The 21,819-nt window shown below is 70.2% G+C and carries 19 protein-coding genes; 8 read left to right on the forward strand and 11 right to left on the reverse strand.

Annotation, left to right across the window (positions count from 1 at the left end; genetic code table 11):
* Positions 1-100 precede the first annotated feature (100 nt).
* A complete protein-coding gene (locus ACWCPF_RS10975) occupies positions 101-1,060 on the forward strand; it encodes an ABC transporter substrate-binding protein (protein WP_451044679.1) in 960 nt (319 codons plus the stop codon).
* Between the two features lie 312 nt (positions 1,061-1,372).
* Here ACWCPF_RS10975 and ACWCPF_RS10980 read toward each other — a convergent pair whose 3' ends face one another.
* Positions 1,373-2,743 carry a glycoside hydrolase family 43 protein gene (locus ACWCPF_RS10980; protein ID WP_451044680.1) on the reverse strand — a complete coding sequence of 457 codons (1,371 nt, stop codon included), beginning with the start codon at positions 2,741-2,743 and terminating at the stop codon, positions 1,373-1,375.
* Between the two features lie 163 nt (positions 2,744-2,906).
* Here ACWCPF_RS10980 and ACWCPF_RS10985 point away from each other — a divergent pair, with 163 nt between their 5' ends.
* The 3 genes from ACWCPF_RS10985 (at position 2,907) to ACWCPF_RS10995 (ending at position 5,297) form a co-directional block, all read left to right on the forward strand.
* Complete coding sequence (locus ACWCPF_RS10985; protein ID WP_451044681.1) at positions 2,907-3,515, forward strand: ankyrin repeat domain-containing protein; 609 nt, start codon at positions 2,907-2,909, stop codon at positions 3,513-3,515.
* Between the two features lie 220 nt (positions 3,516-3,735).
* A complete protein-coding gene (locus ACWCPF_RS10990; protein WP_388386878.1) occupies positions 3,736-4,143 on the forward strand; it encodes a YciI family protein in 408 nt (135 codons plus the stop codon).
* Positions 4,144-4,151: 8 nt separating this feature from the next.
* On the forward strand, positions 4,152-5,297 hold the full coding sequence (locus tag ACWCPF_RS10995; RefSeq protein WP_451044682.1) for an RNA polymerase sigma factor: 1,146 nt from the start codon (positions 4,152-4,154) through the stop codon (positions 5,295-5,297).
* 107 nt (positions 5,298-5,404) lie between these two features.
* Here ACWCPF_RS10995 and ACWCPF_RS11000 read toward each other — a convergent pair whose 3' ends face one another.
* From ACWCPF_RS11000 to ACWCPF_RS11040, 9 genes are all read right to left on the reverse strand, one after another.
* The gene (locus ACWCPF_RS11000; RefSeq protein WP_451044683.1) at positions 5,405-5,959 is read right to left on the reverse strand and encodes a GTP-binding protein; all 555 of its coding nucleotides are present in this window, start codon (positions 5,957-5,959) and stop codon (positions 5,405-5,407) included.
* A 151-nt stretch (positions 5,960-6,110) separates the two neighbouring features.
* Positions 6,111-6,467 (reverse strand): DUF742 domain-containing protein, encoded by a 357-nt coding sequence (locus tag ACWCPF_RS11005; RefSeq protein ID WP_451044684.1) that lies wholly within the window; start codon positions 6,465-6,467, stop codon positions 6,111-6,113.
* 1 nt (position 6,468) lies between these two features.
* Positions 6,469-6,903 (reverse strand): roadblock/LC7 domain-containing protein, encoded by a 435-nt coding sequence (locus ACWCPF_RS11010; RefSeq protein ID WP_451044685.1) that lies wholly within the window; start codon positions 6,901-6,903, stop codon positions 6,469-6,471.
* A gap of 11 nt (positions 6,904-6,914) precedes the next feature.
* Positions 6,915-9,602, reverse strand: coding sequence for a sensor histidine kinase (locus tag ACWCPF_RS11015; protein WP_451044686.1), 2,688 nt, complete (start codon positions 9,600-9,602; stop codon positions 6,915-6,917).
* 103 nt (positions 9,603-9,705) lie between these two features.
* Positions 9,706-10,746 (reverse strand): substrate-binding domain-containing protein, encoded by a 1,041-nt coding sequence (locus tag ACWCPF_RS11020; RefSeq protein WP_451044687.1) that lies wholly within the window; start codon positions 10,744-10,746, stop codon positions 9,706-9,708.
* Positions 10,747-11,085: 339 nt separating this feature from the next.
* Positions 11,086-11,910, reverse strand: a complete 825-nt coding sequence (locus tag ACWCPF_RS11025; protein WP_451044688.1) for an SAM-dependent methyltransferase — start codon at positions 11,908-11,910, stop codon at positions 11,086-11,088.
* Between the two features lie 180 nt (positions 11,911-12,090).
* Positions 12,091-13,074 (reverse strand): sporulation protein, encoded by a 984-nt coding sequence (locus ACWCPF_RS11030; protein ID WP_451044689.1) that lies wholly within the window; start codon positions 13,072-13,074, stop codon positions 12,091-12,093.
* A gap of 301 nt (positions 13,075-13,375) precedes the next feature.
* Positions 13,376-13,840 carry a DUF6114 domain-containing protein gene (locus ACWCPF_RS11035; RefSeq protein ID WP_451044690.1) on the reverse strand — a complete coding sequence of 155 codons (465 nt, stop codon included), beginning with the start codon at positions 13,838-13,840 and terminating at the stop codon, positions 13,376-13,378.
* The gene (locus ACWCPF_RS11040; protein ID WP_451044691.1) at positions 13,837-14,496 is read right to left on the reverse strand and encodes a DUF6230 family protein; all 660 of its coding nucleotides are present in this window, start codon (positions 14,494-14,496) and stop codon (positions 13,837-13,839) included. Before ACWCPF_RS11040 ends, ACWCPF_RS11035 begins: the two co-directional genes overlap by 4 nt.
* 824 nt (positions 14,497-15,320) lie before the next feature.
* On the opposite strand from ACWCPF_RS11040, the gene ACWCPF_RS11045 reads away from it, so the two are divergent.
* Positions 15,321-15,962 (forward strand): Tat pathway signal sequence domain protein, encoded by a 642-nt coding sequence (locus ACWCPF_RS11045; RefSeq protein ID WP_451044692.1) that lies wholly within the window; start codon positions 15,321-15,323, stop codon positions 15,960-15,962.
* A gap of 130 nt (positions 15,963-16,092) precedes the next feature.
* On the opposite strand, the gene ACWCPF_RS11050 is transcribed toward ACWCPF_RS11045, so the two are convergent.
* Entirely contained in the window at positions 16,093-17,046 is a 954-nt protein-coding gene (locus tag ACWCPF_RS11050; protein WP_451044693.1) for a lytic polysaccharide monooxygenase, read from the reverse strand.
* A gap of 389 nt (positions 17,047-17,435) precedes the next feature.
* Here ACWCPF_RS11050 and ACWCPF_RS11055 point away from each other — a divergent pair, with 389 nt between their 5' ends.
* The 3 genes from ACWCPF_RS11055 to ACWCPF_RS11065 all read left to right on the forward strand — a co-directional run bounded on the left by ACWCPF_RS11055 (position 17,436) and on the right by ACWCPF_RS11065 (position 21,736).
* Positions 17,436-19,241, forward strand: coding sequence for a S8 family peptidase (locus ACWCPF_RS11055; RefSeq protein ID WP_451044694.1), 1,806 nt, complete (start codon positions 17,436-17,438; stop codon positions 19,239-19,241).
* A gap of 542 nt (positions 19,242-19,783) precedes the next feature.
* Positions 19,784-20,434, forward strand: a complete 651-nt coding sequence (locus tag ACWCPF_RS11060; protein WP_451044695.1) for a ScbR family autoregulator-binding transcription factor — start codon at positions 19,784-19,786, stop codon at positions 20,432-20,434.
* A gap of 93 nt (positions 20,435-20,527) precedes the next feature.
* Positions 20,528-21,736, forward strand: coding sequence for a damage-control phosphatase ARMT1 family protein (locus tag ACWCPF_RS11065; protein ID WP_451044696.1), 1,209 nt, complete (start codon positions 20,528-20,530; stop codon positions 21,734-21,736).
* Positions 21,737-21,819 lie beyond the last annotated feature (83 nt).

Below are 21,819 nucleotides of genomic sequence, written 5' to 3' on the forward strand. Positions count from 1 at the left end.
ATCGGTAATCCTGCCACCCTTGACTGACCGAGAAGCGGCTGGATTGGATCAGGCCACAGTGTTTGAAATTTTATCGACTCCCCAGCCCGGAACGGGAACCGTGACTTCCAACGCCCACAGCAGCAGGTCCCTCAGGAACCACCCCGGTGCAGCGGCCGTCGCCCTCGCCGCGATGACGGTCCTGCTGGCGGGATGCTCCTCCTCGTCCGACGACACCTCCGATCCGCTGGCCGGCGACAAGGCGGCGGGCGACACCGTCGTCGTCGGCTCCAACAACTTCGCCGAAAGCATCCTGCTCGCCGACATCTACGGCGAGGCTCTGAAGGCCAAGGGCATCAAGGTGTCCTACAAGCCCAACATCGGCAGCCGTGAGACCACGTACGGCCTGCTCAAGAACGGTTCCATCACTGTTCTCCCGGAGTACAACGGCTCGTTGCTGGCCTACCTCGACGCGAAGGCCGAGCAGAAGTCGCTCGAGACCGTGAACGCCGCGGCGAAGGCCAAGCTCGACTCCAAGCTGACGCTGCTGGAGTCGTCGCCCGCCGAGGACAAGGACTCCGTCACGCTCAACGCGGAGACCGCGAAGAAGTACAACCTCACCGCGGCGTCCACGCTGGCCGACCTCAAGGACGTCGCCCCGGAGCTGGTGCTGGGCGGTTCGCCCGAGTTCCAGACCCGTCAGCAGGGCATGGTCGGCCTGGAGGCGGTCTACGGGCTGAAGTTCAAGTCCTTCAAGGCGCTCGACGCGGGCGGTCCGCTGACCCAGGCGGCGCTGAAGCAGAACACCGTGCAGGCCGCGGACCTCTTCACGACGGACCCGACGATCACCAAGGAGAAGTTCGTCGTCCTCCAGGACCCGGAGAACCTCTTCGGATTCGCGAACGTGACTCCCCTCGTCTACAAGAGCGGGCTCTCCCAGGAGGGCATCGACGCGCTCAACGCCGTCTCCGCCAAGCTCGACACGAAGACCCTGCTCGACCTGGACTCCCAGGTGCAGTTGGAGAGCAAGGACCCGCTGGACGTCGCCAAGGCCTGGCTGAAGTCGGCCGGCCTGGGCTGAGCCTCCCCGCGGCGCCGGCACTGCTGTCAGTGCTGTCACTGCTCGCGCTGCTCACACTGTCGGCGTCGCCGGACCACTGGACTGCCGGACACAACAGCAAACGGACCGGACCGGGTCACCCCGCACCGCGTGGGCGCCCGGATCGTCCTGCATGGAACCACCCGCACCGTCGGCGAGCCGATCGCTCACCGACGGTGCGGCCTTGTTCGGGCCTTGTTCGGGCCCTGTTGTGGACTCGCTGGTCCGCGAGGGGGCCGTCCGATCCTCGCGGACCGCCGGCGCGCTGCTCCCCGTCCGCCGGGCCCGCGCGAGTCAGTAGCCCACGTAGAACGTCGCGTCCTGCTGCTCCGTGGCCGTCGAGATCGGGTCGATGCGCAGCACGTAGTTCGAGTGCCGGAGGTAGCGGGTCGGGTTGTTGTACGAGCGGAACGACGACCAGCCGGCGTCCGCCAGGCCCGCCGTCCGGGAGAAGGTCGCGTCCCCGGCGAACGTCGACGTGCCGTCGTTGACGTCGAGTCGGACCTGGTAGTTGTAGTGCCGCAGGTAGCGGGTCGGGTAGTTCACCGACTGGAAGGAGACCCCGGAGCTGTCGGCCAGGCCGGGCACGAGCTTCCACTGCGAGTCCGTGTACAGGTCGAAGGGGTACGTGTCGATGCGGCCGACGTAGTCGGAGTGGCGGACGTAACGGTCCGGGTAGTTGTAGGACTTGAGTCGGTTCCAGGCCGGAGCGCCCCAGTGCGCGACGAGGTTGCTGTACTGGGTGCTGGTGATCGTCGTGATGCCGCAGTGCTTGGAGTTGACCGGCTGGGTGTAGGTCTTCTGGTCGAGAGCCGTCCAGGTGCCCGCCGACAGGTCCGTGGACTGCCAGGCGTAGAACACGCCGTTGGGGGTGTACGTGTCACCCCAGAGCCACCAGTTTCCGGACGTGAGGGACTTGACCAGGGTCGGCGCCTCGGTGCCCCCGTGCGCGACGCCCGTGTTGAAGACCGTGAAGCTGCCCGGGTCGAGGGAGGCGGACCGCGCGCCCACCAGCGTCTGGTCCTTCTTGAAGTAGAGGTAGTTCACGCCGTTCACGCCCACGGCCATGTCGCCGTCGATCACGTCGTACCCGGGGTCGAAGAAGACCTGGGGCGCTGAGGCCGTGACGAAGTCGGTGGTGTAGTTGACCATCAGCACGTTGTGGCCGCTGTCGTCGACGGCGGAGTAGATGAGCGCGTACTGCCCGCGCCCCGCGTCCCAGAACGCCTCCGGCGCCCAGCTGTGGGTGTTCAGCTCGTGCAGCTTCAGCCGGTGGTATCCGGTGAAGGTGCGCAGGTCGGTCGAGTTCCACACATGGACGTACTGACTGACGTAACTCCAGTCGGTGCCCTTGAGGTCGGTGGCGAGCACCACGAAGGTGCCGTCCTGCTTGCGCAGGATGAACGGGTCGCGCAGCCCCAGCGCGCCCTCGGTCGGCGTGACGACCGGGTTGTTCTGGTTCAGCGGCATCCAGCGCAGACCGTCCGTGCTCACGGCGAGGTGGAGGCCGTAGTCGGTGCCGAGGCCGAGGCTCGTCGACTCGGTGAAGTAGCTCATCACGTACGCGGAGTCGGCCGCGTGGGCCGCAGGGACGCCGAGGGTGAGAGCCGCGGGGACGGAAGCGGCCGCTCCGAGGAAGAGGCGACGGGAGGGGTTCGGGGTCATGTGCGCTCCAGGGGATGCGGGGCCCATTGACGCCGACCGATCGTTCGAGTGCATGAGAGGTTCGAAATCTCGAACTAGGTTCGGCGAGTCGGTCAGAAGGTAGGGGCGGGAGTGGAACAGGTCAATCACTGCGACACGCTTGGCGGTTTTCCGCCCTGTGTCTGTGCGTGGCCGATGGAACACCCGACGGAGAGCCCGCCAGAGAGCCCGACGGAAAGTCGACGGGGAGTCCGACGGAAAGTCCGACGGGGAGTCCGACGGGGAGTCCGGACGAGAGTCCGACGGACGGTCCGACGGAAAACCTGACGCCTTCGCCGCTCGGCAGGGCCTAGTCTCGGCGTCCGTGAACAGGAGACGGCAGAAGAAACGCCAGAAGAAACTGACGGAGCGTCTGGTGGCGGCGGTGATGTGCGAGGAAGCCGCCGAGGTCGAGCTGTTGCTTCGGGCCGGCGCCGATCCGGCCGCAGCCGATGCCGACGGCACGACTCCGCTGTACGCGGCGAGCGTTCAGGGCGCCGCCGACATGGCACGCGTACTGCTCGAGGCCGGTGCGCCGCCGGACGCCGAGAGCGCGGGAGTCGGCGCCGAGGGAACGCCCCTGTGCGCGGCGGCCTGTTGGGGCTCCACCGAGACGGTCCGCACTCTCCTCGCCCACGGTGCCGACCCCAACCTCCGCGAGGACCACGGCACCGGGCGGACACCCCTCGAATGGGCGACCGCGGGACCACATCCGGAAACCGTTTCCGTGCTGCGAGCCGCCGGGGCCCGCTGACAGGTGCTGAAGGTCGCCTGCTCTCGTGTTCCGAGAGTTTCCTTCTGTCGCGAACCTCGGCGCGCAGGTGGACGGCCCTGTCGCCTTGCGCACCCGCTCCCGACGCCGATCGTTGGAAACGGAAAGAAAAAAATCGCACGGCGATGTCGAGAACCCGTGACCGGCTCCGTCCCTGCCATGAACGCGACCACAAGGGGTCGCACCAGCGAGGAGAGACACGATGGCCAAGTACCTGCTGCTCAAGCACTACCGTGGCGCCCCGGCGGCGGTCAACGACGTGCCGATGGAGAAGTGGACGCCGGAGGAGATCTCGGCCCACGTGCAGTACATGCGCGACTTCGCGACCCGGCTCGAAGGGACCGGCGAGTTCGTCGACGGCCAGGCGCTCGCCCCCGGCGGCACGTTCGTCCGGTACGACGGCGAGGGCCGCCCGCCGGTCACCGACGGCCCGTTCGCCGAGACCAAGGACCTCATCGCCGGGTGGATGGTCATCGACGTCGACACCTACGAGCGCGCCCTCGAACTGGCCGGAGAGCTGTCCGCCGCCCCGGGAGCGGGCGGGGAACCCATCCACGAGTGGCTGGAGCTGCGCCCCTTCCTGACCGAGCCGCCCACCGTCACGGAGTGATCCCAGCCATGGACGAGGCACTGCTGCGCAGCCTCACCCCCGGTGTGCTCGCGATCCTCGTCCACCGCGGGGCCGACTTCGCGGCGGCCGAGGACGCCGTGCAGGACGCCCTGCTCCAGGCGGTCCGCGTCTGGCCGGCCGACCCTCCGCGGGATGCGAAGGGCTGGCTGGTCACCGTCGCCTGGCACAAGTTCCTCGACGCGCGGCGGGCGGACGCCGCCCGCCGCCGGCGGGAGGACCTCGTCGACGAGGAACCCGCGCCCGGGACCGCGCCCGAGGCGGACGACACGCTCCAGCTCTACTTCCTGTGCGCCCACCCGTCGCTGACCCCGGCGTCCGCGGTCGCGCTCACCCTGCGCGCCGTCGGCGGCCTCACCACCCGCCAGATCGCCCAGGCCTACCTGGTGCCCGAGGCGACCATGGCGCAACGCATCAGCCGGGCCAAGCGCACCGTCTCCGACGTCCGGTTCGACCAGCCCGGCGACGTCGCCACCGTGCTGCGCGTCCTCTACCTCGTCTTCAACGAGGGCTACTCCGGCGACGTCGACCTCGCCGCCGAGGCCATCCGGCTCACCCGGCAGCTCGCGGCCGCGATCGACCACCCCGAGGTGGCCGGGCTGCTCGCCCTCATGCTGCTCCACCACGCCCGGCGCGCCGCCCGGACCGCACCCGACGGCAGCCTGGTGCCGCTCGCCGAGCAGGACCGCGGACGATGGGACACGGCGTCGATCGCCGAGGGCGTCGGGATCCTCCAGGCGGCGCTGGCCCGCGACCGGCTGGGCGAGTTCCAGGCGCAGGCCGCCATCGCCGCCCTCCACGCCGACGCGCCCACCGCCGAGGAGACCGACTGGGTGCAGATCGTCGAGTGGTACGACGAGCTCACGCGCCTGACCGACAGCCCGGTCGTCCGGCTCAACCGCGCGGTCGCGGTCGGGGAGGCCGACGGACCGCGCGCCGGCCTGGCGGAGCTCGCCGCGCTGGACACCGCACTGCCTCGCCACGCCGCGGTGGCGGCATACCTCCACGAGCGCGACGGCGACCTGGCGACGGCGGCACGGCTGTACGCCGAGGCGGCCCACAAGGCACCCAACCTCGCCGAGCGCGACCACCTGACGCGCCAGGCCGCCCGACTCAACGCCCGCGGGCGCCGTTGACGGGTCGCGCTCGGTCTACCCCGGCGGCACCAGGCGCGCAGCCAAGCGGTGAGGGCGTTGGGGGCGGTGAGAGTGGTGAGGGTGGTCAGGCGGCGGGCGGCGTGGGATCAGTGCGTCGGGCTCGGTCGAGGCGGTGTGACGTCGTCGATCAGCCGGTCGATCAGGGCGATCAGTACGTCCCGGCTCGACTCCCGCTCCCGCGCGTCGCACAGCAGCACCGGAATGTGCTCCGGCAGCGCCAGCGACTCCCTGATCTCCTCCGTGGGATAGGGATGCAGTCCGTCGAAACCGTTTACGGCCACGACGAAGGGGATGCCCCGGCGTTCGAAGAAGTCGATCGCGGCGAAGCTGGACTCCGGCCTGCGCACGTCGATGAGGACCACCGCCCCGAGCGCGCCGATCGCCAGGTCGTTCCACATGAACCAGAACCGCTGCTGGCCGGGCGTGCCGAAGAGATACAGCACCAGGTCGGCGCCGATCGTGATCCGCCCGAAGTCGAGGGCCACGGTCGTGGACCGTTTCTCCTCGATGCCCTTCAGGTCGTCGACGTCCAGCCCGGCGACGGTCAGCGGCTCCTCCGTGCGCAACGGCGCGATCTCGCTGACCGCGCCGACCATGGTGGTCTTGCCGACGCCGAAACCGCCGGCGATGAGGATCTTCACCGCGTCGGGCGCCGCTGCCGAGTCGGCGGCGGAAACGGTGTCGGAAGCGGTTTCGGAAGCGCCGTCGGAGCCGGCGTCGGAGATGGCTGTGGAAGCGGTTTCGGAAGCGGTTTCGGAAGCGGCAGTGGAAACGGTGTCGGAAACGGCGGGATCAGATCTGGCCAAGGCCGTCCCTCACTTTCTGCAACAGGTCCAGGTCCGGGGTGCCGGTGACGGGACGCGGCGGCCGGGCCGTGATCAGGCCCGCCTCCAGCAGATCGCAGAGCATGATGACGACCACGCTGACCGGCAGGTCGAGATGGGCCGCGAGTTCCGCCACCGCGACCGGCCGGGCGCACAGCCGCAGGATCCGGGCGTGTTCCGGCTGCGGCCGGGCGGCCCGCTCGGGCGGCGGGTCGACCGCGGTGACCGTCGTGATGAGCGTGAAGTCGGCGCGGCTGGGCCGGGTCCGCCCACCGGTGAGAGTGAACGGCCGGACGAGTCGGCCCGCTTCGTCGCCTCCGCTCACCTCACCCGCCGTTGGTGCGGACGGCGGGACCGACATGGGCCCGCGGCGCCGCACTGAGGTGCTCGCCGATCTTCTTCACCAGCATGTTCATCTGGTACGCCACCACGCCGACGTCGGCGTTCTTACCGGCCAGCACGACGAGATGGGCCCCCGGGCCGGCCGACGTCAGGATCAGATAGGTGTTGGCCATCTCGATGAGTGCCTGGCGCACCGGGCCGCCGCGGAAATCCATGCTCACGCCCTTGCTGAGACTCATCAGGCCGGACGCCGTCGCCGCCAGCCGCTCGGCGTCCTCACGCAGGAAACCGGTGGACTTGCTGACCACCAACCCGTCCTCGGAGAGCACGACGGCCTGGTTCACGTCGGCGACCCGGTCCACGAGACCGGTGAGCAGCTGGTCGAGCTGGGAGTTCGTGCCAGGGACGGAGTGTGTCATCGCGGTGTCCTTCATGAGCGGTCGGCGGGCGGTGTCGGGGTCTGGGGGAGGCCTGCGGCGGCGACCGGCGGGCCGGGGACGTCGTCCTCGGCGGTCGCGTCCTGCGGGCAGGGCTCCGGCTCGTCGGCGTCGGCGTGTGCCCGCAGCGTGCCGCGCTGGAAACCGCCGAGGGAAGAGGCGGCGCGCTCTGCGGTGAAGTCGTCGGGGTAACCGTCTTCCTCGACGGACGCGGCGGAAGCGGCGGACGTTGAGTCCTCGCGCAACTCGGTGGCGAGGCTGGTCTGGGGGATTCGGCGGGGGAGCGGGACGAGGCCGTCGCGGCGGGCGGTCGGCGCGCCGGTGGCCTGGGGCGACGCCGCACCGCGTGCCGCCGCCCCGCTTGCCGCGGCGGGTGATGGGGCGGGTGCGGTGTCGGACGTCCGCTCGCCGTTGGAGGGCGAGTCGGAGGGCGGCGGGGCGGGTGGGTCGAAATCCGGGGCGGAGGCGGCCTTCTGCGCCGGGCGGGACGAGTGTTCCTGCTCGGGACCGGAGCTGCCGGGCTCCCGCTCCGGGCCGGTGCTGCCGGGCTCCCGCTCCGGACCGGATATGTCCTCCGCCTCGCCGGAGCCCGAGGCCCCCCGCACCGCGTCCGGTGTGCCAGATGTGCCAGATGTGCCAGGTGCGCCAGGAGTGTTCGGTTCCGGTGACGGGAGGGCTGTCTCCGGCGTGCGGGGGCCGGCGGTTCGCGGTCCGCGGGAGAGCTGTGCCGCAGGGGTTTCGGCGGTCGGCGCCTCGCGGACCACGATCTCGTCCGGGACCAGCACGATCGCCGTGGTCCCGCCGTACGGCGAGGAGCGCAGGGTCACGGCGATGCCGTGCCGGGTCGCGAGCCGGGCGATCACGAACATGCCCAGCCGCAGGTCGTCGGCGAGCGCGACCACGTCGAACTGGGGCGGGACCGCCAACTGGGCGTTGAACGAGACGTAGTCCTCCTCGGACATCCCGAGGCCGCGGTCCTCGACCTCGATCGCCAGGCCCCTCGCCACCAGCGCGGCCCTCACCCCGACCGGACCGGGCGCCGGCGAGTAGGAGGTCGCGTTGTCGATGAGCTCGGCGAGCAGATGGATGACGTCCGCCACGGCGGGCGGCGCGATGTACACCTCTTCCTCGGTGTGCACCTCCACCCGCCGGTACTCCGCGACCTCCCCGACGGCGCTGCGCAGGATGTCGATCAGCGCCACCGGCTCCGCCCAGCTGCGGCCCGGCCGCCCGCCGCTGATGATGACGAGGTTCTCCTCGTAGCGGCGCAACTGGCTTGCCGTGGAGTCCAGTTCGTACAGACCGTTGAGGACGTCCGGGTCCTGGTGCCGGCGCTCCAGCGCGTCGAGCTTGCTGAGCTGGAGGTTGACCAGGTTCTGGCTCTGCCGGGCGATGCCCAGGATGACCTTCTGGAAGCCGCGCCGGGTGTCGGCGAGTTCGACCGCGGTGAGGACGGCGGTGCGCTGGGCGGTGTTGAACGCCTTGGCGACCTGCCCGAGTTCGTCGCTGCCGTAGTCCAGCGGCGGGGTCTCCGCGTCCACGTCGACGGTCTCGCCCCGGTCCAGCCGGGCCACCACGTCCGGGAGCCGTTCGTGCGCCAGGCTCAGCGTCGCCATCCGCAGCCCGCGCAGCCGCCGAGACAGCGAGCGGGTGATCCGCCAGGACATGCCGACGCACACCAGCAGGGCGACGAGACCGCCGGCGCTGAGCGAGGCGGCCGTGATCAGCAGACCGCGCGCGTCGTCCGCGCTGCGCTGCAGCAGTGCCGTGGTCTGCTGCCGGATCAGCGCCGAGTACTGGTTGGAAACGTCGATGAGTGCGGCGCGCCACTGTTTCTGCACGTCCGGCAACACGATGTCACCGGTTTCGCTCGGTTTCGCGCGGGCCGCGAGCACCTTGTCCTCGATGGACTCCAGGATCTGCCACTGGTAGCTCGTCAGGATCTTCTCGGTCTGCGTCTTGGCGACACCGGTGAGCGAGGGCACGATCTGGTCCTGCACCAGCCAGCGGCGTGAGTGCACCAGCTGCGCGAACTCGGACCACGCCTTCTCGTCCATCCGCCCCTCAGGCCCGGCCAGGGTGAGAGTGAGGTCCTCCTCGGAGACCAGCTCGGCGGCGTGCTCCAGGGCGACGAGCGGGCCGGCCTGCGAGGTGAGGTCGCCGTCGTCGACCTGGGACAGTTCCTGGAAGGCGTGGATCTGGTCGTCGATGATGGAGGTGTACTGGTCCAGGGCCTGAGCGGCGGTGATGTCGGTGGGGTCGTCCACCTGGCCCCGGTAGTACTCCAGGCTGCCCGCGGAGGCGACGACCGAGTAGAGCCGTTCCCTGACGCGGGCGGGCGCCCGCTGGATGTCGTCCGCCCGGCCGACCAGTTTGGCGACCGCCGCGTCCGTCTTCGTGCGCTGCGCCTCCAGCGCGGCCCGGGAGCCGTCGGGCGAGGTCAGCCAGACGGCCGACAGACTGCGTTCCTGCTGCAGCGCGAGCGTCGCCTCGGTGCCCATCGCGCCGGTCGACCGGCTCAGTTCGGTCTGATCGCGCAGCCGAAGCCCCTCCGTGAACATCTGGGTCGTCGTCACACCCCACATGGCGGTGAGCGTGACGCTGGGCACCAGCGCGAGGAGGATCAGGGAGAGACGTATGGAGCCGAGACGGCGGCGCCGGGCGCCTGTCCGTGGAGACATAGTCGTCCTAGAGCGATCTGCGGGGGAGGGGGAGGGAGAGGGAGAGGGCCGGGAGAGCGGGGGAGCGGGGAGCGGGGGAGCAGCCTGGTCAACGGGTTCCGGGTCAACGGGTTCCGGCGGCGGCGAAGCGGGCGACTTCGGCGACGTTCGTCTTCGTGACGAAGGCCGGGCCGGTCAGCACGGGGGCCACACCGCCGCCGCTGAAGTTGCCGTTGGTCTTGTAGAGCCAGAGCGCGTCCACGGCCAGGTAGCCCTGGAGATACGGCTGTTGGTCCACGGCGAACTGCACCTTGCCGTTGCGGACGGCCGCGACCAGGTCCTTGTTGAGGTCGAAGGTGGCGACCTTGGCCTTGCTGCTCGCCTGCCCCGCCGCCTTCACCGCGGCGAGCGCGAACTGGGCCCCGTTGGCGATGACTTCGTCGATGTCCGGGTCCTGCTGGAGACGTGCCCGCACGGCGGTGGTCATCGCGTCCATGTCCGTTCCGTCGACGTAGAGCATCTGCGTCTCGCCGGTGAACGTCTTCTTCACGCCCGCGCAGCGCGCTTCCAGGCCGATGTTGCCCTGCTCGTGGATGACGCACAGGGCGTGCTTCGCGCCGAGGCCGTCGAGTTTGTCCCCGACCGCACGGCCCGCGACGCTCTCGTCCTGGCCGAAGAACTCCAGGAGCCCCGCGGACTGCCAGGCGTCGATACCGGAGTTGAGGCCGACCACGGGTATGCCGGCCGCCTTGGCCTCGCTCACCGGAGCCTTCATGACCTGCGGCTTGGCCAGCGTCACCGCGATGCCGTCGACCCGGTCCCGGATCGCGTCCCGCACCAGCTCGGCCTGTCCGGCGCCGTCGGAGTCGCTGGCGTAGGTCAGATCGACGCCGTCCTTGGCGGCCGCCGCCTCGGCGCCCTTGCGCACCAGCTCCCAGAAGGCGTCGCCCTCGGCGCCGTGGGTGACCAGGGCGATCTTGATCCGGTCGCCCGACCGGCCCGCCCCGTCCGCGTCCGAGCCGGACGACGTGCCGCCGGAGCAGCCGGCGAGGAGCAGACAGCAGGCCGCGGCCAGGGCCGCGAGACGCACGGACCCGAGGGATCCGAAAGAAGTGGGAGAGGTGGGGAAAGCGGGAGATGCTGGAGCGGGGAGGGGAGTGTTCATGGGGGGCTGCACCTCGCTGTGCGGCAGAGCAGGAGGACGGGGCGAGCGCCGCCGGAACGAGGGGTGCGCACCGGCGAGAGAGATATGCGTTGGCTCGGAGCCAACCGTGTGTGACCGCTGGTAGTCAAGTGAGCAACCACCGGGTGTGAAGCGCTGCTCCCGCATTGTGATCCGGAGCGCGGACTCCGGGACGGAGCGGTACATGTCCGCAGGTGAATTGACTGATCGTCAATCTCTACGGTCTCCGCGGTGCGCGTGCGACGGGTGCGCAGAGCGTGCCGGGAGGGTACCGAGCGGATCGAGCGTACCGAGCGGATCGAGAGCGGCCGGGGGGAGTGGTCAAGGCTTGCGGGCCACTGCCCCGTACATGGCGATGTCCTCGTCGCGGAGCACCTCCGTGCCTGTGCCGTCCGGGCGCCAGTGGTGGACCTGGACGATGCCGGGGTCGACGAGGTCGAGCCCCGTGAAGAACTCCGCCGCCTGCGCGTGGGTGCGCAGCCGCATCGGCAGGCCACGGGCCGCGTACTCACGGGCGACCCGACCGACTTCCTCGGGCGCGAAGTCCGCGGTGCCTATGGACATGGCCAGGTGGCTGCCCGACGGCAGCGGATCGAGAAGGCGGCGGACGATGCCGACGGCGTCGTGCTCGTCGAGCAGGAAGTGGACGATCGCGATGACGGTGAGGGCGACGGGCCGGTCCAGATCCAAGGTGTCGCGGAACTCGGGCGCGGCCAGGATGCCCGCCGGGTCGCGCATGTCCGCCTTCAGGTACGCCGTGCGGCCCTCGGGCGTGCTGCGCACCAGGTCCCGGGACAGGGCGAGCACGAGCGGGTCGTTGTCGACGTAGACCACCCTGGCGTCGGGGGCCGCGGCCTGGACGATCTCGTGGATGTTGGGGGAGGTGGGAATGCCGCTGCCGATGTCGAGGAACTGACGTATCCCCGCCTCCTGGGCGAGGTGGCGCACCGCGCGGTTCATGAAGTCGCGGTTGGCGCGCATGTGGACGGGGAGCGCGGGCCACTCGCGCACCATCGAGTCGCCCGCCTCGCGGTCCGCGGGGAAGTGGTCCTTGCCGCCGATGATGTAGTCGTAGATCCGTGCGGAGTGCGCCGTCCCGGTGTCGATGGCGTTGTGACCGTCGATTTCCGTCTCATCGCTGCTCATGTGTCTCAACCTCCCACCGTCGGACGTCGGTTGAACCGAGAATGGGATTTCTTCGCCGCGGCCGCCCAGAAGCAGGTGCCTGCGGCGGAGGGAAGCCCCGTACCGGGGAGCCTTCCGCGACCGCGCGCCGAAGGCCCCGGACGACGTCGGCCGGCCCGTCTCAGTCCTCGCCCACGTTCCTCACCCTTCTTGCTCCTCTTCTGCCGCCTCTTCTTCCTCCTCTTCCTCTCCTTCGAGGAAGTCACCGATCTCGTCGACCGCTTCGGCCGCGACCATGCCGCCGACGACCCCCACGGCCAGCCCCGCTGCGCCCGCGGCAACGGCCGTGCCCAGGCCGGATCCGCCGTCGGTGTGCGGCCCGGCGTGGACGTACGCCTGAGCGCCGTAGGCCTCGCGATGCTCGGTCAGCCGGCGTATCCAGCCGTCGACCTCGCTGTTCCAGTCGAGGACGGCGACGTCCTCGTGGCGCACGGTGAAGCGGGTCAGGGCGTCGTGCCCGGGGGTGAGCGGGCCGCCACGCTTGTCGGCCTCCAGCACGACCTCCAGGCCGGACGGTGTGGCGAGGAACGTCAGCTCGATCTCGGTCACCGCGTGCGCGTACCGCGCGGGAGGCGTGAGCTCGATCTCCTGGTAGAAGGGGAGCCGTTGCCCCGTGCCGCCGATGCGACCGTGCTCCAGGTCGGCGGAGCGGAAGCCGAACTCCAGCTGCCCGAGCGCTTCGAGGACGGCCTCCTGCACCGGCAGCGGACGGACCGTGAGCGGGTCGAGATCGCCGCGGTCGCGGGCGTCGGCCACCACGAGCTCGGTGCGCACGCCCAGGACGACGCCCAGCGGCTGACCGTAGAGCTCGGTGACCGGCGTCTCCCACGGCACCGCGACCGTGAACGGCACCCTGCGCTCTTCGTCCTCGCCCAGCCGGAAGCCGCCGCCCACGACGTATCGCTCGAAGGCGACGACGCCCTCGCTCTCGCCCTCCTCGTGCTCCGCCTCGACGCGCGCGACGAGCTCCAGGCCGATCTCCTCGATCTCCACGGCCGCACCGCCGCCCCGGAGGTGGACCTGCCCCGACAGCGCTCCGCCGGGCAGCACCGCCCCGCCGTCGAGGACCGTGTCCACCGAGGGGCCGCCTATGCCGATAGCCCCGAGCAGCCGTTTGAACACCATGGCGGTGTCGCTCCTTCACGTCGAACCCATTGCAGTGATCTTTTCGCTGAACTCCTCGCGGAGGCAAAGAAGTTCCCAAGTCACCTGTTCGAGTGAGGGAGCGGCATCGAGACCGGCGGCACACAGAACGGCGGCACACAGCTCTGAGGCACCGGACCTGAGGCACCCAGACCTGCGGGCGGCACCCAGACCTGCGGCGCACAGATCGGCGGGGCCGGGAGCGGCCCGCTGTGCGCAGGTCGTCCCGGCCCCGCCGGTGTCGTTCACGTACGTCCGTGCCGGGCGTGGCCCCGGCCCCGAGTCAGGCGGGTCCCCCCGCCTCGGGCAGGGATCCGCCCTGCAGAACTGCGTCCGCCTTCCGCTCCGTCGCCCGCGCCTGTTTGCGCCGCTGACGACGGATCTTGCGCGGCTCCTGGTCGGGCAACCATCCGAAGGCGATGGAACTGCCCACGACGCCCATCGTGAGGCCGATGACGAAGCCGCCGATGTTCGAGGTGAGCCAGGTGCCCAGGGAGAGCAGGATGGCGATGATCGAGTAGAACAGCCGTTGGGCCGGGTTGAAGATGATCAGCAGTCCGCAGAGCATCATCAGGGTGGGCAGAAGGTAGCCCGCCAGGCCCTGCATGCCGACGTGCAGGATGACCGGAAGGGGTGCCTTCATGGTCACCAGGATCTCGCCGCCGCCCAGGACGAGCAGCAGGCCGCCCGCGAAGGGCCGTTGGCCCCTCCACTTCCGGAAGCCGTCCCGCCACTGGGTGAAGGTCACTGCGGGCAGCCCTCGCTCTTGAAGCTCATGTGCAGGCCGGGAAGCTTGAACACGGCGGCGGTGGCCGCGTAGTTGTGCTGGTACAGGTTCTTGATGACGACCGTGTCGGCCTGCTGACCGTAGACGCCCGGCGAGCCCTGGATCGGGACCTTGTCGAAGGTGCTGGAGTCCCGGCCGATCTCGATGTTGTTGAACTCGGCGTCGCCCGAGATCTCGTCGGAGTCGATCGCCAGGTTCTTCACGCTCACCGGGGTGGACCCGCCGCCGGCGGTGAGGACGAGCTGGATGCCGCCGAGGTCGACGCTCTGGCACATGTTGGTGATCTTGCCGTTCTTCACGACCGAGGTGACGACCAGGACCTGGCCGCCGGTGTCACCCTCGTTGGGGCTGTTCTCGATCATGTGGTCCAGCGTGCCGAACTGCGCGAAACCTTCGCCGTCGAGTCGGTCGGCGGTGACCACGAACGGCATCCCGGAGATCGCGAACTGCACTCCCAGGGCGCCCTGTGCGGTGAGGACCGCGAGCGTCGCGGCGACGAAGGTGGCGGGCACCGCCATCACGGCGGCCCGGCGCAGCCGGACCTGGCCGCGTCTCTCTGCGGAACCGGTTTCAGGGTTGTTGTCTGCGGACGACGTGACGTCCGAGGACGAAGCCATGTCTGCTCCCATGCGCTAAGTGATGCGGGTCGGGCTTCAGCGGCACGTTGTCCTGGCGCGGACAGCGGCTGCTGCGCACCCTCCTCGCAACTCCCGGAAGCCGTAAGGACTTTCAGGTTACGCAGCAGTAGCCGCCGAGGAAGTTACCGATGGTTACATCGGCGGGTCAAGGGAGATGTGGAAAAAGAGTGTTCATTATGTGCCGCCTGTGGGCTGCAGGTTCCGCCGGCCCCGCACTCGCCCCCGTCTCCAGCACTTGCATATATCTGTCGGACCATCAACTTCCTTTCTAGGCCTTGACGTTGACTGACGCGCAGGTCTACAACTCTCCTGGCTCAGCCCGGATCCGTGGCGCCGGATCCGCAGCGCGGCTGCACTGTCCGCGCTCCCGGACCCATTTCAGCCAGTACGGGCCGCTCGGTCCCGAGCTCGATCCCTCCATGGCACCGGCACGGCCGCTTCCCCCGCGGGCCACGACCGGTCGCCCCTTCAGCCCGGCCCCGGCCGGAGTCACTCACCAGTGCCTTCGGCCGGTTCACCGGCAGGCTGCCGTTGCCGGTCCGTCACGTACGGAGAAGGCGTCACGGGCCGGCAGCGGCGGACGCCCACCCGCGTCCCTCCAGGCCGCGACAAGCGATCCGCTGGTTCAGCTCGTACCGAGCAACTCCCGAGGAGTCACCCACTCGAGACCCCTCGAGGCTCCTCGAGACCCGTGAATCCACCGATCCCCTGCATCCCATGAATCCCCTGAATACCTGAATCCCCTGAGTCCCCAGGGATTCCAACTCCCCTCTGCAAGACCCCACTTGAGAAAGAGGCACCGCATGCGCACCCGCCCCCGCACCCTCCTCGCCCTCGCAGGCACCGTCGCAGCCCTCTCCCTCACGGCCGTCAGCCCGGCCTCCGCGGCCGGCGCGGTCCTGACGACCGCCAGCGGCGACGTCGCCGTCGGCACCGTCCTCAACGCGTCCCTGGCCAGCGGCACCACCGCAACGCTGTACAACAGCGCGACCGGCACCACCGGCATCACCTGTGCCACGTCCGGGTTCACCGCCACGGTCACCGACAACCCCACCGCGCCCGGCACCGCCACCGAGTCGCTCACCGCGCAGACCTTCAGCAGCTGCACCTCGAACGTCGTCGGCGTCACCGGTGTCACCAGCATCACCGTCAACAACCTGCCGTGGGCCACCACGGTGGCCTCGGACGGCACGGTCACCGTCACCCCGCCGACCGGTTCCGCCGTCCAGACCACGGTCGTACTGCGCACCCTGCTGGGCAGCGTCACCTGCGTCTACCAGTCCTCCGGCCTGGTCGGAACGGCGAGCAACGCCGACAACAGCATCGCCTTCGCCAACCAGGCGTTCGCCCGGTCGTCCGGTTCGATCCTCTGCCCCGCGGCCGGCTACTTCACCGCCAAGTACGCCCCGGTGACCGGCGCGGGCGAGGTCGTCACCGTCAACTGATCGCCGTCGACCGATGACTGTCGACTGATCGCTGTCGTCCGGACAGCGGATCGCTGACGTCTGCACGGCCGCGCCGCATGGGGACGGCGGAGCGGCCGTGCAGGCGTGCGCCCGTGCGGACGTACGACGTTCAGCGTCGGCGCAGGCGCACGAACAGTGCGGCGCCGCCGGTGAGCGCCAACACCGCCGCGGCGCCGCTCGCCAGCATCGGTGCGGACGGCCCCGAGCCTGCCCCGGTCGCGGACGCCACCGGGGAGCTTTCGGATGTGGCCGCGGCGGCCTGGGCGGCCGCGTCGTCCGAGGCCGCCGAAGCCGACGCGCTGACGGACGCCGATGCCGGGGTCGGCGTCGGGCTCGTGGACGCCTTGGAGGTGGCCGAAACAGGTGCTTTCGTCGTCGGCGTGCTCTCCGCCGCGCCTCCCGGCTTGTTTTCCGAAACCGCTTCCGGGAACACCACGTCCGAGCACGAGTAGTACGTGTCGGGCGTGCTGGTGTTCTGCCAGATCGTGTACAGCAGCTGACGTCCCGTCCGGTCGACCGGGAGTTTTGCCGTGAGGTGGTAGGCGCCGTCGGTCAGCGCAGGGTCCTTGATCTGGGCGAACGGACGTTCCGGCAGATCAGCCCAGGTAAGCGGTTCCGACGGGTCGTACCCCGGCTTCGTCAGATACAGCTTGAACGTGCCGGTGTGCGGGATCGTCGACGCGTACGTCATCTTCAGGGTGCCGCCGGGGGAGAGCCGGGTCGACGGCCAGTCGGCGCGGGCGAGGTCGAGGCCCTTGTAGGCGGCCAGACCGCCGCTGCACAACTCTCCGTCGGGGACGGTCTGCCGGTCGCGGCCGTTCACGTTCGCGACCCGCAGGTTGTCCCAGGCGGCGAAGGAGGTGCCGTTGGCGTCGACGGCCGCCCGGCAGGCGGCGGACTCGGCGGCGGCGCCGCCCTCGGGGGAGCAGGCGTACACGCGGCTGGTCGGATCCGTCGGGGCGCCGTGCGCCTGGGCCGGTCCTGCGGCCCACAGGGCCAGCAGGAGCGGGCTCACGGCGGCGGCCGCCAGGGCTGCGGTGCGGTGTGCGGTCGTGCGGGGCATCGGGGACGTCTCCTCGGCCGGCGCGGTAACGGTCTGTCGTCAGTACGGGAACCCGACCCGGCGCGTTCAGCGCACCGCCGTGACACCGCCGCGACACCGCTGTACGTCCGACCTGGCGCACGCCGCCTGTCCAAAACGGGCGAGTGCTGACCGATCCTGCTCGTCGAGGGTGGGTTTCCGGCCGGATCAAGGGTTTCCCCTGTATCCGTATGACTGATCCTTTGCCTATCGTTCCAGCACAGCCGACCCACAGGTAACCCCGACGGGGTCGGCGCCCGCGTCTGGCCGGCCTTCAGCGCTGCTCTTCGATTCACCCCCCGCCGCTTCGACGCAGAAGCGAATCGACCGCCGCTCCGCACTGTCCGGAGCCGGCCACGAAAGGCACGCCCTTGCGCACCTCACCCGTCCTGAGACGGAAGCTCATATCCGCCGCCGCGGTCTCCGCCGCTCTGCTGACCGCCGCGTCGACCGCCTCCGTCGCCGCCGCCCAGGAAACCGTTTCCCAGGGCTCCGCCGTCCCCGCCGCCCAGACCGAGGCCGCGCCCGGCACCCCGGCCGAGCGCCTCATCGTCGGCTACAAGTCCGGTGCCGCCGAGGCCAGTTCGAACCCGGCCGCCGAGGCCGACGCCGTCGCCAAGGGCAAGGAGGCCGGCGAGGACGTCGACTTCCAGCGCCGTCTCGGCACCGGCGCCGCCCTGGTCGACCTGGGAGACGACCTCACCAAGGCGGACGTCGCCGACGTCGTCGCGCAGTACCAGGCCGACCCGCAGGTCGCCTACGTGGTCCCGGACCGGCTGAACAAGCCGAAGGCGGACCCGAACGACACCGAGTACGCCAAGCAGTGGGACCTCTTCGAGTCCACCGCCGGCATGAACGTGCCCGGAGCCTGGACCACTTCGACCGGCACCGGCGTCACCGTCGCCGTCATCGACACCGGTTACGTCGCACACACCGATCTCGCCGCGAACATCGTGAGCGGTTACGACTTCATCGGCGACACCGCGGTCTCCGTCGACGGCGACGGCCGCGACAGCAACCCGGCCGACCCGGGCGACTGGTACAACGCCAATGAGTGCGGCTCCGGCATACCGGCCGGCAACTCCTCCTGGCACGGCACCCATGTGGCCGGCACCATCGCCGCGGTCACGAACAACGGCAAGGGCGTCGCGGGCATCGCGTACGGCGCGAAGATCTCCCCGGTCCGGGTGCTCGGCAAGTGCGGCGGTTACGACTCCGACATCATCGACGCCATCACCTGGGCGTCCGGCGGCACGGTTTCCGGTGTTCCCGCCAACTCCAACGTCGCCAAGGTCATCAACATGAGCCTGGGCGGCGACGGCGCGTGCACCTCGGCGACGCAGAGCGCGATCACCGCCGCCGTGAACCGCGGAACGACCGTTGTCGTGGCCGCCGGCAACGAGAGCGACAACGTCGCCAACCACTCGCCGGGCAACTGCAACAACGTCATCTCGGTGGCGGCGACCAACCGCACCGGCGCGAAGGCGTCCTACTCCAACTACGGCTCCCTCGTGGACATCTCGGCACCCGGCGGCCAGACCAGCACCGGTACCGCGAACGGCATCCTGTCCACACTCAACTCCGGCGCCAAGACCGCGTCGAGCGAGTCGTACGCCTACTACCAGGGGACCAGCATGGCCACCCCGCACATCGCGGGTCTGGTCGCGCTGATGAAGTCGGCGAACTCCACGCTGACCCCGGCGCAGATCGAGGCGGCGATCAAGAGCAACGCCCGTGCCCTGCCCGGCGCCTGCTCCGGCGGCTGCGGCGCAGGTCTGGCGGACGCGGCCAAGACAGTGCAGGCGGTGAGCGGCTCCGGCGGCTCCACGGGCACCACCTACTCCAGCACGACCGCGGTCTCCATCCCGGACAACGGTTCCGCGATCGAGTCCTCGATTGCCGTCAGCGGCCGCACCGGCAACGCCCCGTCCACCCTTCAGGTCGGCGTCGACATCACCCACACCTACCGCGGTGACCTGGTGATCGACCTCGTCGCGCCCGATGGAACCGTTTACCCGCTGAAGGCGGCCAGTTCCTCGGACTCCGCGGACAACGTCAGCACCACCTACTCGGTGAACGCCTCCGGCGAGACGGCCAATGGCACCTGGAGGCTGCGCGTCCAGGACACCGTCGCGCAGGACACCGGCAAGCTCAACAGCTGGAAGCTGACCTTCTGAGCGGACTCTCCCAGTCGCCGCGTGCGACGGGCGAACGGGCGGGCCGGCCGGTGTGGATGCACACCGACCGGCCCGCCCTGCGTCTGTTTCCATGGAGCAAGTGCCCCTAGCCTGGGGCGAGTTGACCGATCGGCCGCCGAGCGAAGGCCGTCTTCTGGTTCCATGGAAAGCCGACCGGTCGCCTCCTGTTCCACCCGGCCGGAAACAGACGGCTCTTCGTGCGCCGAGGGGATCCGAAGCGCACCGTCACACGTGCATCCCGACCGTTCCGGCGCCTCACGCTCCGGAAACCGCCGTAGAAACCGCGCACCCCGTCTCTTTTGATCGTCTCCGCGACCGTGTCCCGGGTGCCGGTCCTGTGGGAGGCTGTGTCCCGGCGGGCCCGTCGTCGACCGGCAAGTCGGGGGAGCACAGGGGGAGTCGGCGATGTTCGGCGGTATTCACGTACATGGCCGGTACCGCCGTACGGTGAGCTATTGTGTACGCGGGGTAAGAAAAAACGGCATGACCCGTTCTTTACCGGCTCGGGAGAGTATCAGTCGATGGCGAGGCAGTTACGCGCCGAACAGACCCGCACGACGATCATCACGGCAGCCGCCGACCTGTTCGATCGGCATGGCTATGAGTCGACAAGCCTCAGTGACATCGTCGCGCACGCGCATGTCACCAAGGGTGCGCTCTATTTCCACTTCGCGGCGAAGGAGGACCTGGCGCACGCCATCATGGAGTTGCAGTCCCAGGCCGCCCGCCGGATCGCCGGCGAGATCGACGAGCGTGGCTACGCGTCCCTCGAAGCCCTGATCCGCCTGACGTTCGGTCTGGCACGCCTGTCGGTCGAGGGCCCGATCGCCCGGGCCGGCCTGCGGCTCGCCACCGGGGGAGTGGCCGTCCGCCCGCCCCTGCCGCATCCCTTCGCGGAGTTGCTGGACCTGATCTCCCGGCGGCTGGGCGGCGCGGTCAAGGAGTCCGACATCCACCCGGACGTCGACGTCGACGCCGTGGCCCACTCCCTGGTCTGCTTCGTCGTCGGCACCCGGGTCGTCGGGCGCACCCGCGAACCCGCCGGCCGGCTGCCCCGCCGGACGGCCGAGATGTGGCAGGTCCTCATCCGCGGCCTGGTACCGGTACCGCGCCGGCCGCGCTTCATGAGCCTCGCCGCGCGTCTGGAGCGGGAGATCATGGCCATGGCGTGAGGGCCGACCACCCGCGGACGGACGCGTGGCCCGCGTGACCCGCCCGCTGCAGGAGCGATGTTCGCCGTACGCCCCCGCGATACGGTGAGCCGCATGCACCGCGCCCCCGCCCCGCCCGTGATCCTCGGCAACGAGCCCGGCTCGTTCCCCCACAGCGTCCTGGCCGAACGGCATCCGGCGATCATCCGGCAGGTGCGGGACGCCTTCCCCTACGGCCCCGACGTCCAGGAGCGCCTGGACGCGCTGTCGGCCGCCTGCCTCAAGGGCGTGATCGAGCCGCTTCCCGCCGAGGCGCACGACCGCGATCGGTGGCGGGCCTGGGGCCTCGACGCGTACGCCGGCCGTTCCTGGTTCGATGTGCCCTGGTTGTGGTCGGAGAGCTACTTCTACCGCCAACTCCTCGAAGCAGTCGGTTACTTCGGGCCGGGGCCGTGGCAGGGCCTCGACCCCTTCCGCCCCTTCAAGCTCGCCGAGCTCGACGCGCCCGAGACCGACGAGGAACTGGCGGTACTCGACAGCCTGGAGAACCGTCCGGTCGAGGAACAGGACCGCGCTCTGCTGCACGGCTCGCTCTGGGGCAACCGCGCCGACCTCGGCTTCCGGCTGTCCGACGCCGAGGCCGAGGAACGGGCCGCCGTACCGGGCCTGGTCGCCGACGACAGCGAGACGCTGTGGACGCTGCTGCCCGCTGCAGAGGCAGATGCGGATACGGATGTGGACGTGGATGTCCGCACCCTCTGTCTCGTCGCCGACAACGCGGGCCGCGAGCTGATCCCGGACCTCCTGCTGGCCGCCCATCTCCTCGCCCATGGGCGGTGCGGCCGGGTCGTCCTGCACGTCAAGCCGTATCCGTACTACGTCTCCGACGCCACGACGGCCGATGTCGTCGACGCGCTCCGGAAACTCACGCGCGCGCGTGGCGCTGCCGCGGACTACGGCCGCCGTCTGTGGGCCGCGATGGCCGACGGCACTCTCACGGTGCGCGCGCATCCGTTCTCCGCCGCTCCGCTGCCGTACGCGGAGACGCCGGACGACCTTCGGGCCGAGTTCGCGGCGGCCGCCCTGACGATCGTGAAGGGCGACCTCAACTACCGTCGCCTGGTCGGCGACAGCCGCTGGGCCCCGACGACCCCCTTCGCCGACGTCACCGCCTATTTCCGCGGTCCGGTCGCGGCGCTGCGCACGCTGAAGTCCGACGTGATCACCGGCCTGGACGCCGGCACGGAGGCCGCGTTGGTCGCGGCCGAGGGTCAGCGCTGGCGCACCGGCGGAACGCACGCGCTGATCCAAGTGCGGGAGTGACGCGCCGGGCGCGGCCGACTCGCGGGCGCACCGACGAACATGCCAACTCCCGTAAGGTTCACCGCTTTCCGCTGATTCACGCG

The sequence above is a fragment of the Streptomyces sp. NPDC001858 genome, assembly GCF_053594615.1.

What these genes read in the sequence shown, in the direction of transcription:
- ACWCPF_RS10995 (WP_451044682.1), top strand. Translation starts at nt 4,152, where the DNA reads ATGGACGAGGCACTGCTGCGCAGCCTCACCCCCGGTGTGCTCGCGATC.
- ACWCPF_RS11060 (WP_451044695.1), top strand. Translation starts at nt 19,784, where the DNA reads ATGGCGAGGCAGTTACGCGCCGAACAGACCCGCACGACGATCATCACG.
- ACWCPF_RS10990 (WP_388386878.1), top strand. Translation starts at nt 3,736, where the DNA reads ATGGCCAAGTACCTGCTGCTCAAGCACTACCGTGGCGCCCCGGCGGCG.
- ACWCPF_RS11050 (WP_451044693.1), bottom strand. Translation starts at nt 17,046, where the DNA reads ATGCCCCGCACGACCGCACACCGCACCGCAGCCCTGGCGGCCGCCGCC.
- ACWCPF_RS10980 (WP_451044680.1), bottom strand. Translation starts at nt 2,743, where the DNA reads ATGACCCCGAACCCCTCCCGTCGCCTCTTCCTCGGAGCGGCCGCTTCC.
- ACWCPF_RS11015 (WP_451044686.1), bottom strand. Translation starts at nt 9,602, where the DNA reads ATGTCTCCACGGACAGGCGCCCGGCGCCGCCGTCTCGGCTCCATACGT.
- ACWCPF_RS11010 (WP_451044685.1), bottom strand. Translation starts at nt 6,903, where the DNA reads ATGACACACTCCGTCCCTGGCACGAACTCCCAGCTCGACCAGCTGCTC.
- ACWCPF_RS11040 (WP_451044691.1), bottom strand. Translation starts at nt 14,496, where the DNA reads ATGGCTTCGTCCTCGGACGTCACGTCGTCCGCAGACAACAACCCTGAA.
- ACWCPF_RS11045 (WP_451044692.1), top strand. Translation starts at nt 15,321, where the DNA reads ATGCGCACCCGCCCCCGCACCCTCCTCGCCCTCGCAGGCACCGTCGCA.
- ACWCPF_RS11065 (WP_451044696.1), top strand. Translation starts at nt 20,528, where the DNA reads ATGCACCGCGCCCCCGCCCCGCCCGTGATCCTCGGCAACGAGCCCGGC.
- ACWCPF_RS11020 (WP_451044687.1), bottom strand. Translation starts at nt 10,746, where the DNA reads ATGAACACTCCCCTCCCCGCTCCAGCATCTCCCGCTTTCCCCACCTCT.
- ACWCPF_RS11025 (WP_451044688.1), bottom strand. Translation starts at nt 11,910, where the DNA reads ATGAGCAGCGATGAGACGGAAATCGACGGTCACAACGCCATCGACACC.
- ACWCPF_RS11030 (WP_451044689.1), bottom strand. Translation starts at nt 13,074, where the DNA reads ATGGTGTTCAAACGGCTGCTCGGGGCTATCGGCATAGGCGGCCCCTCG.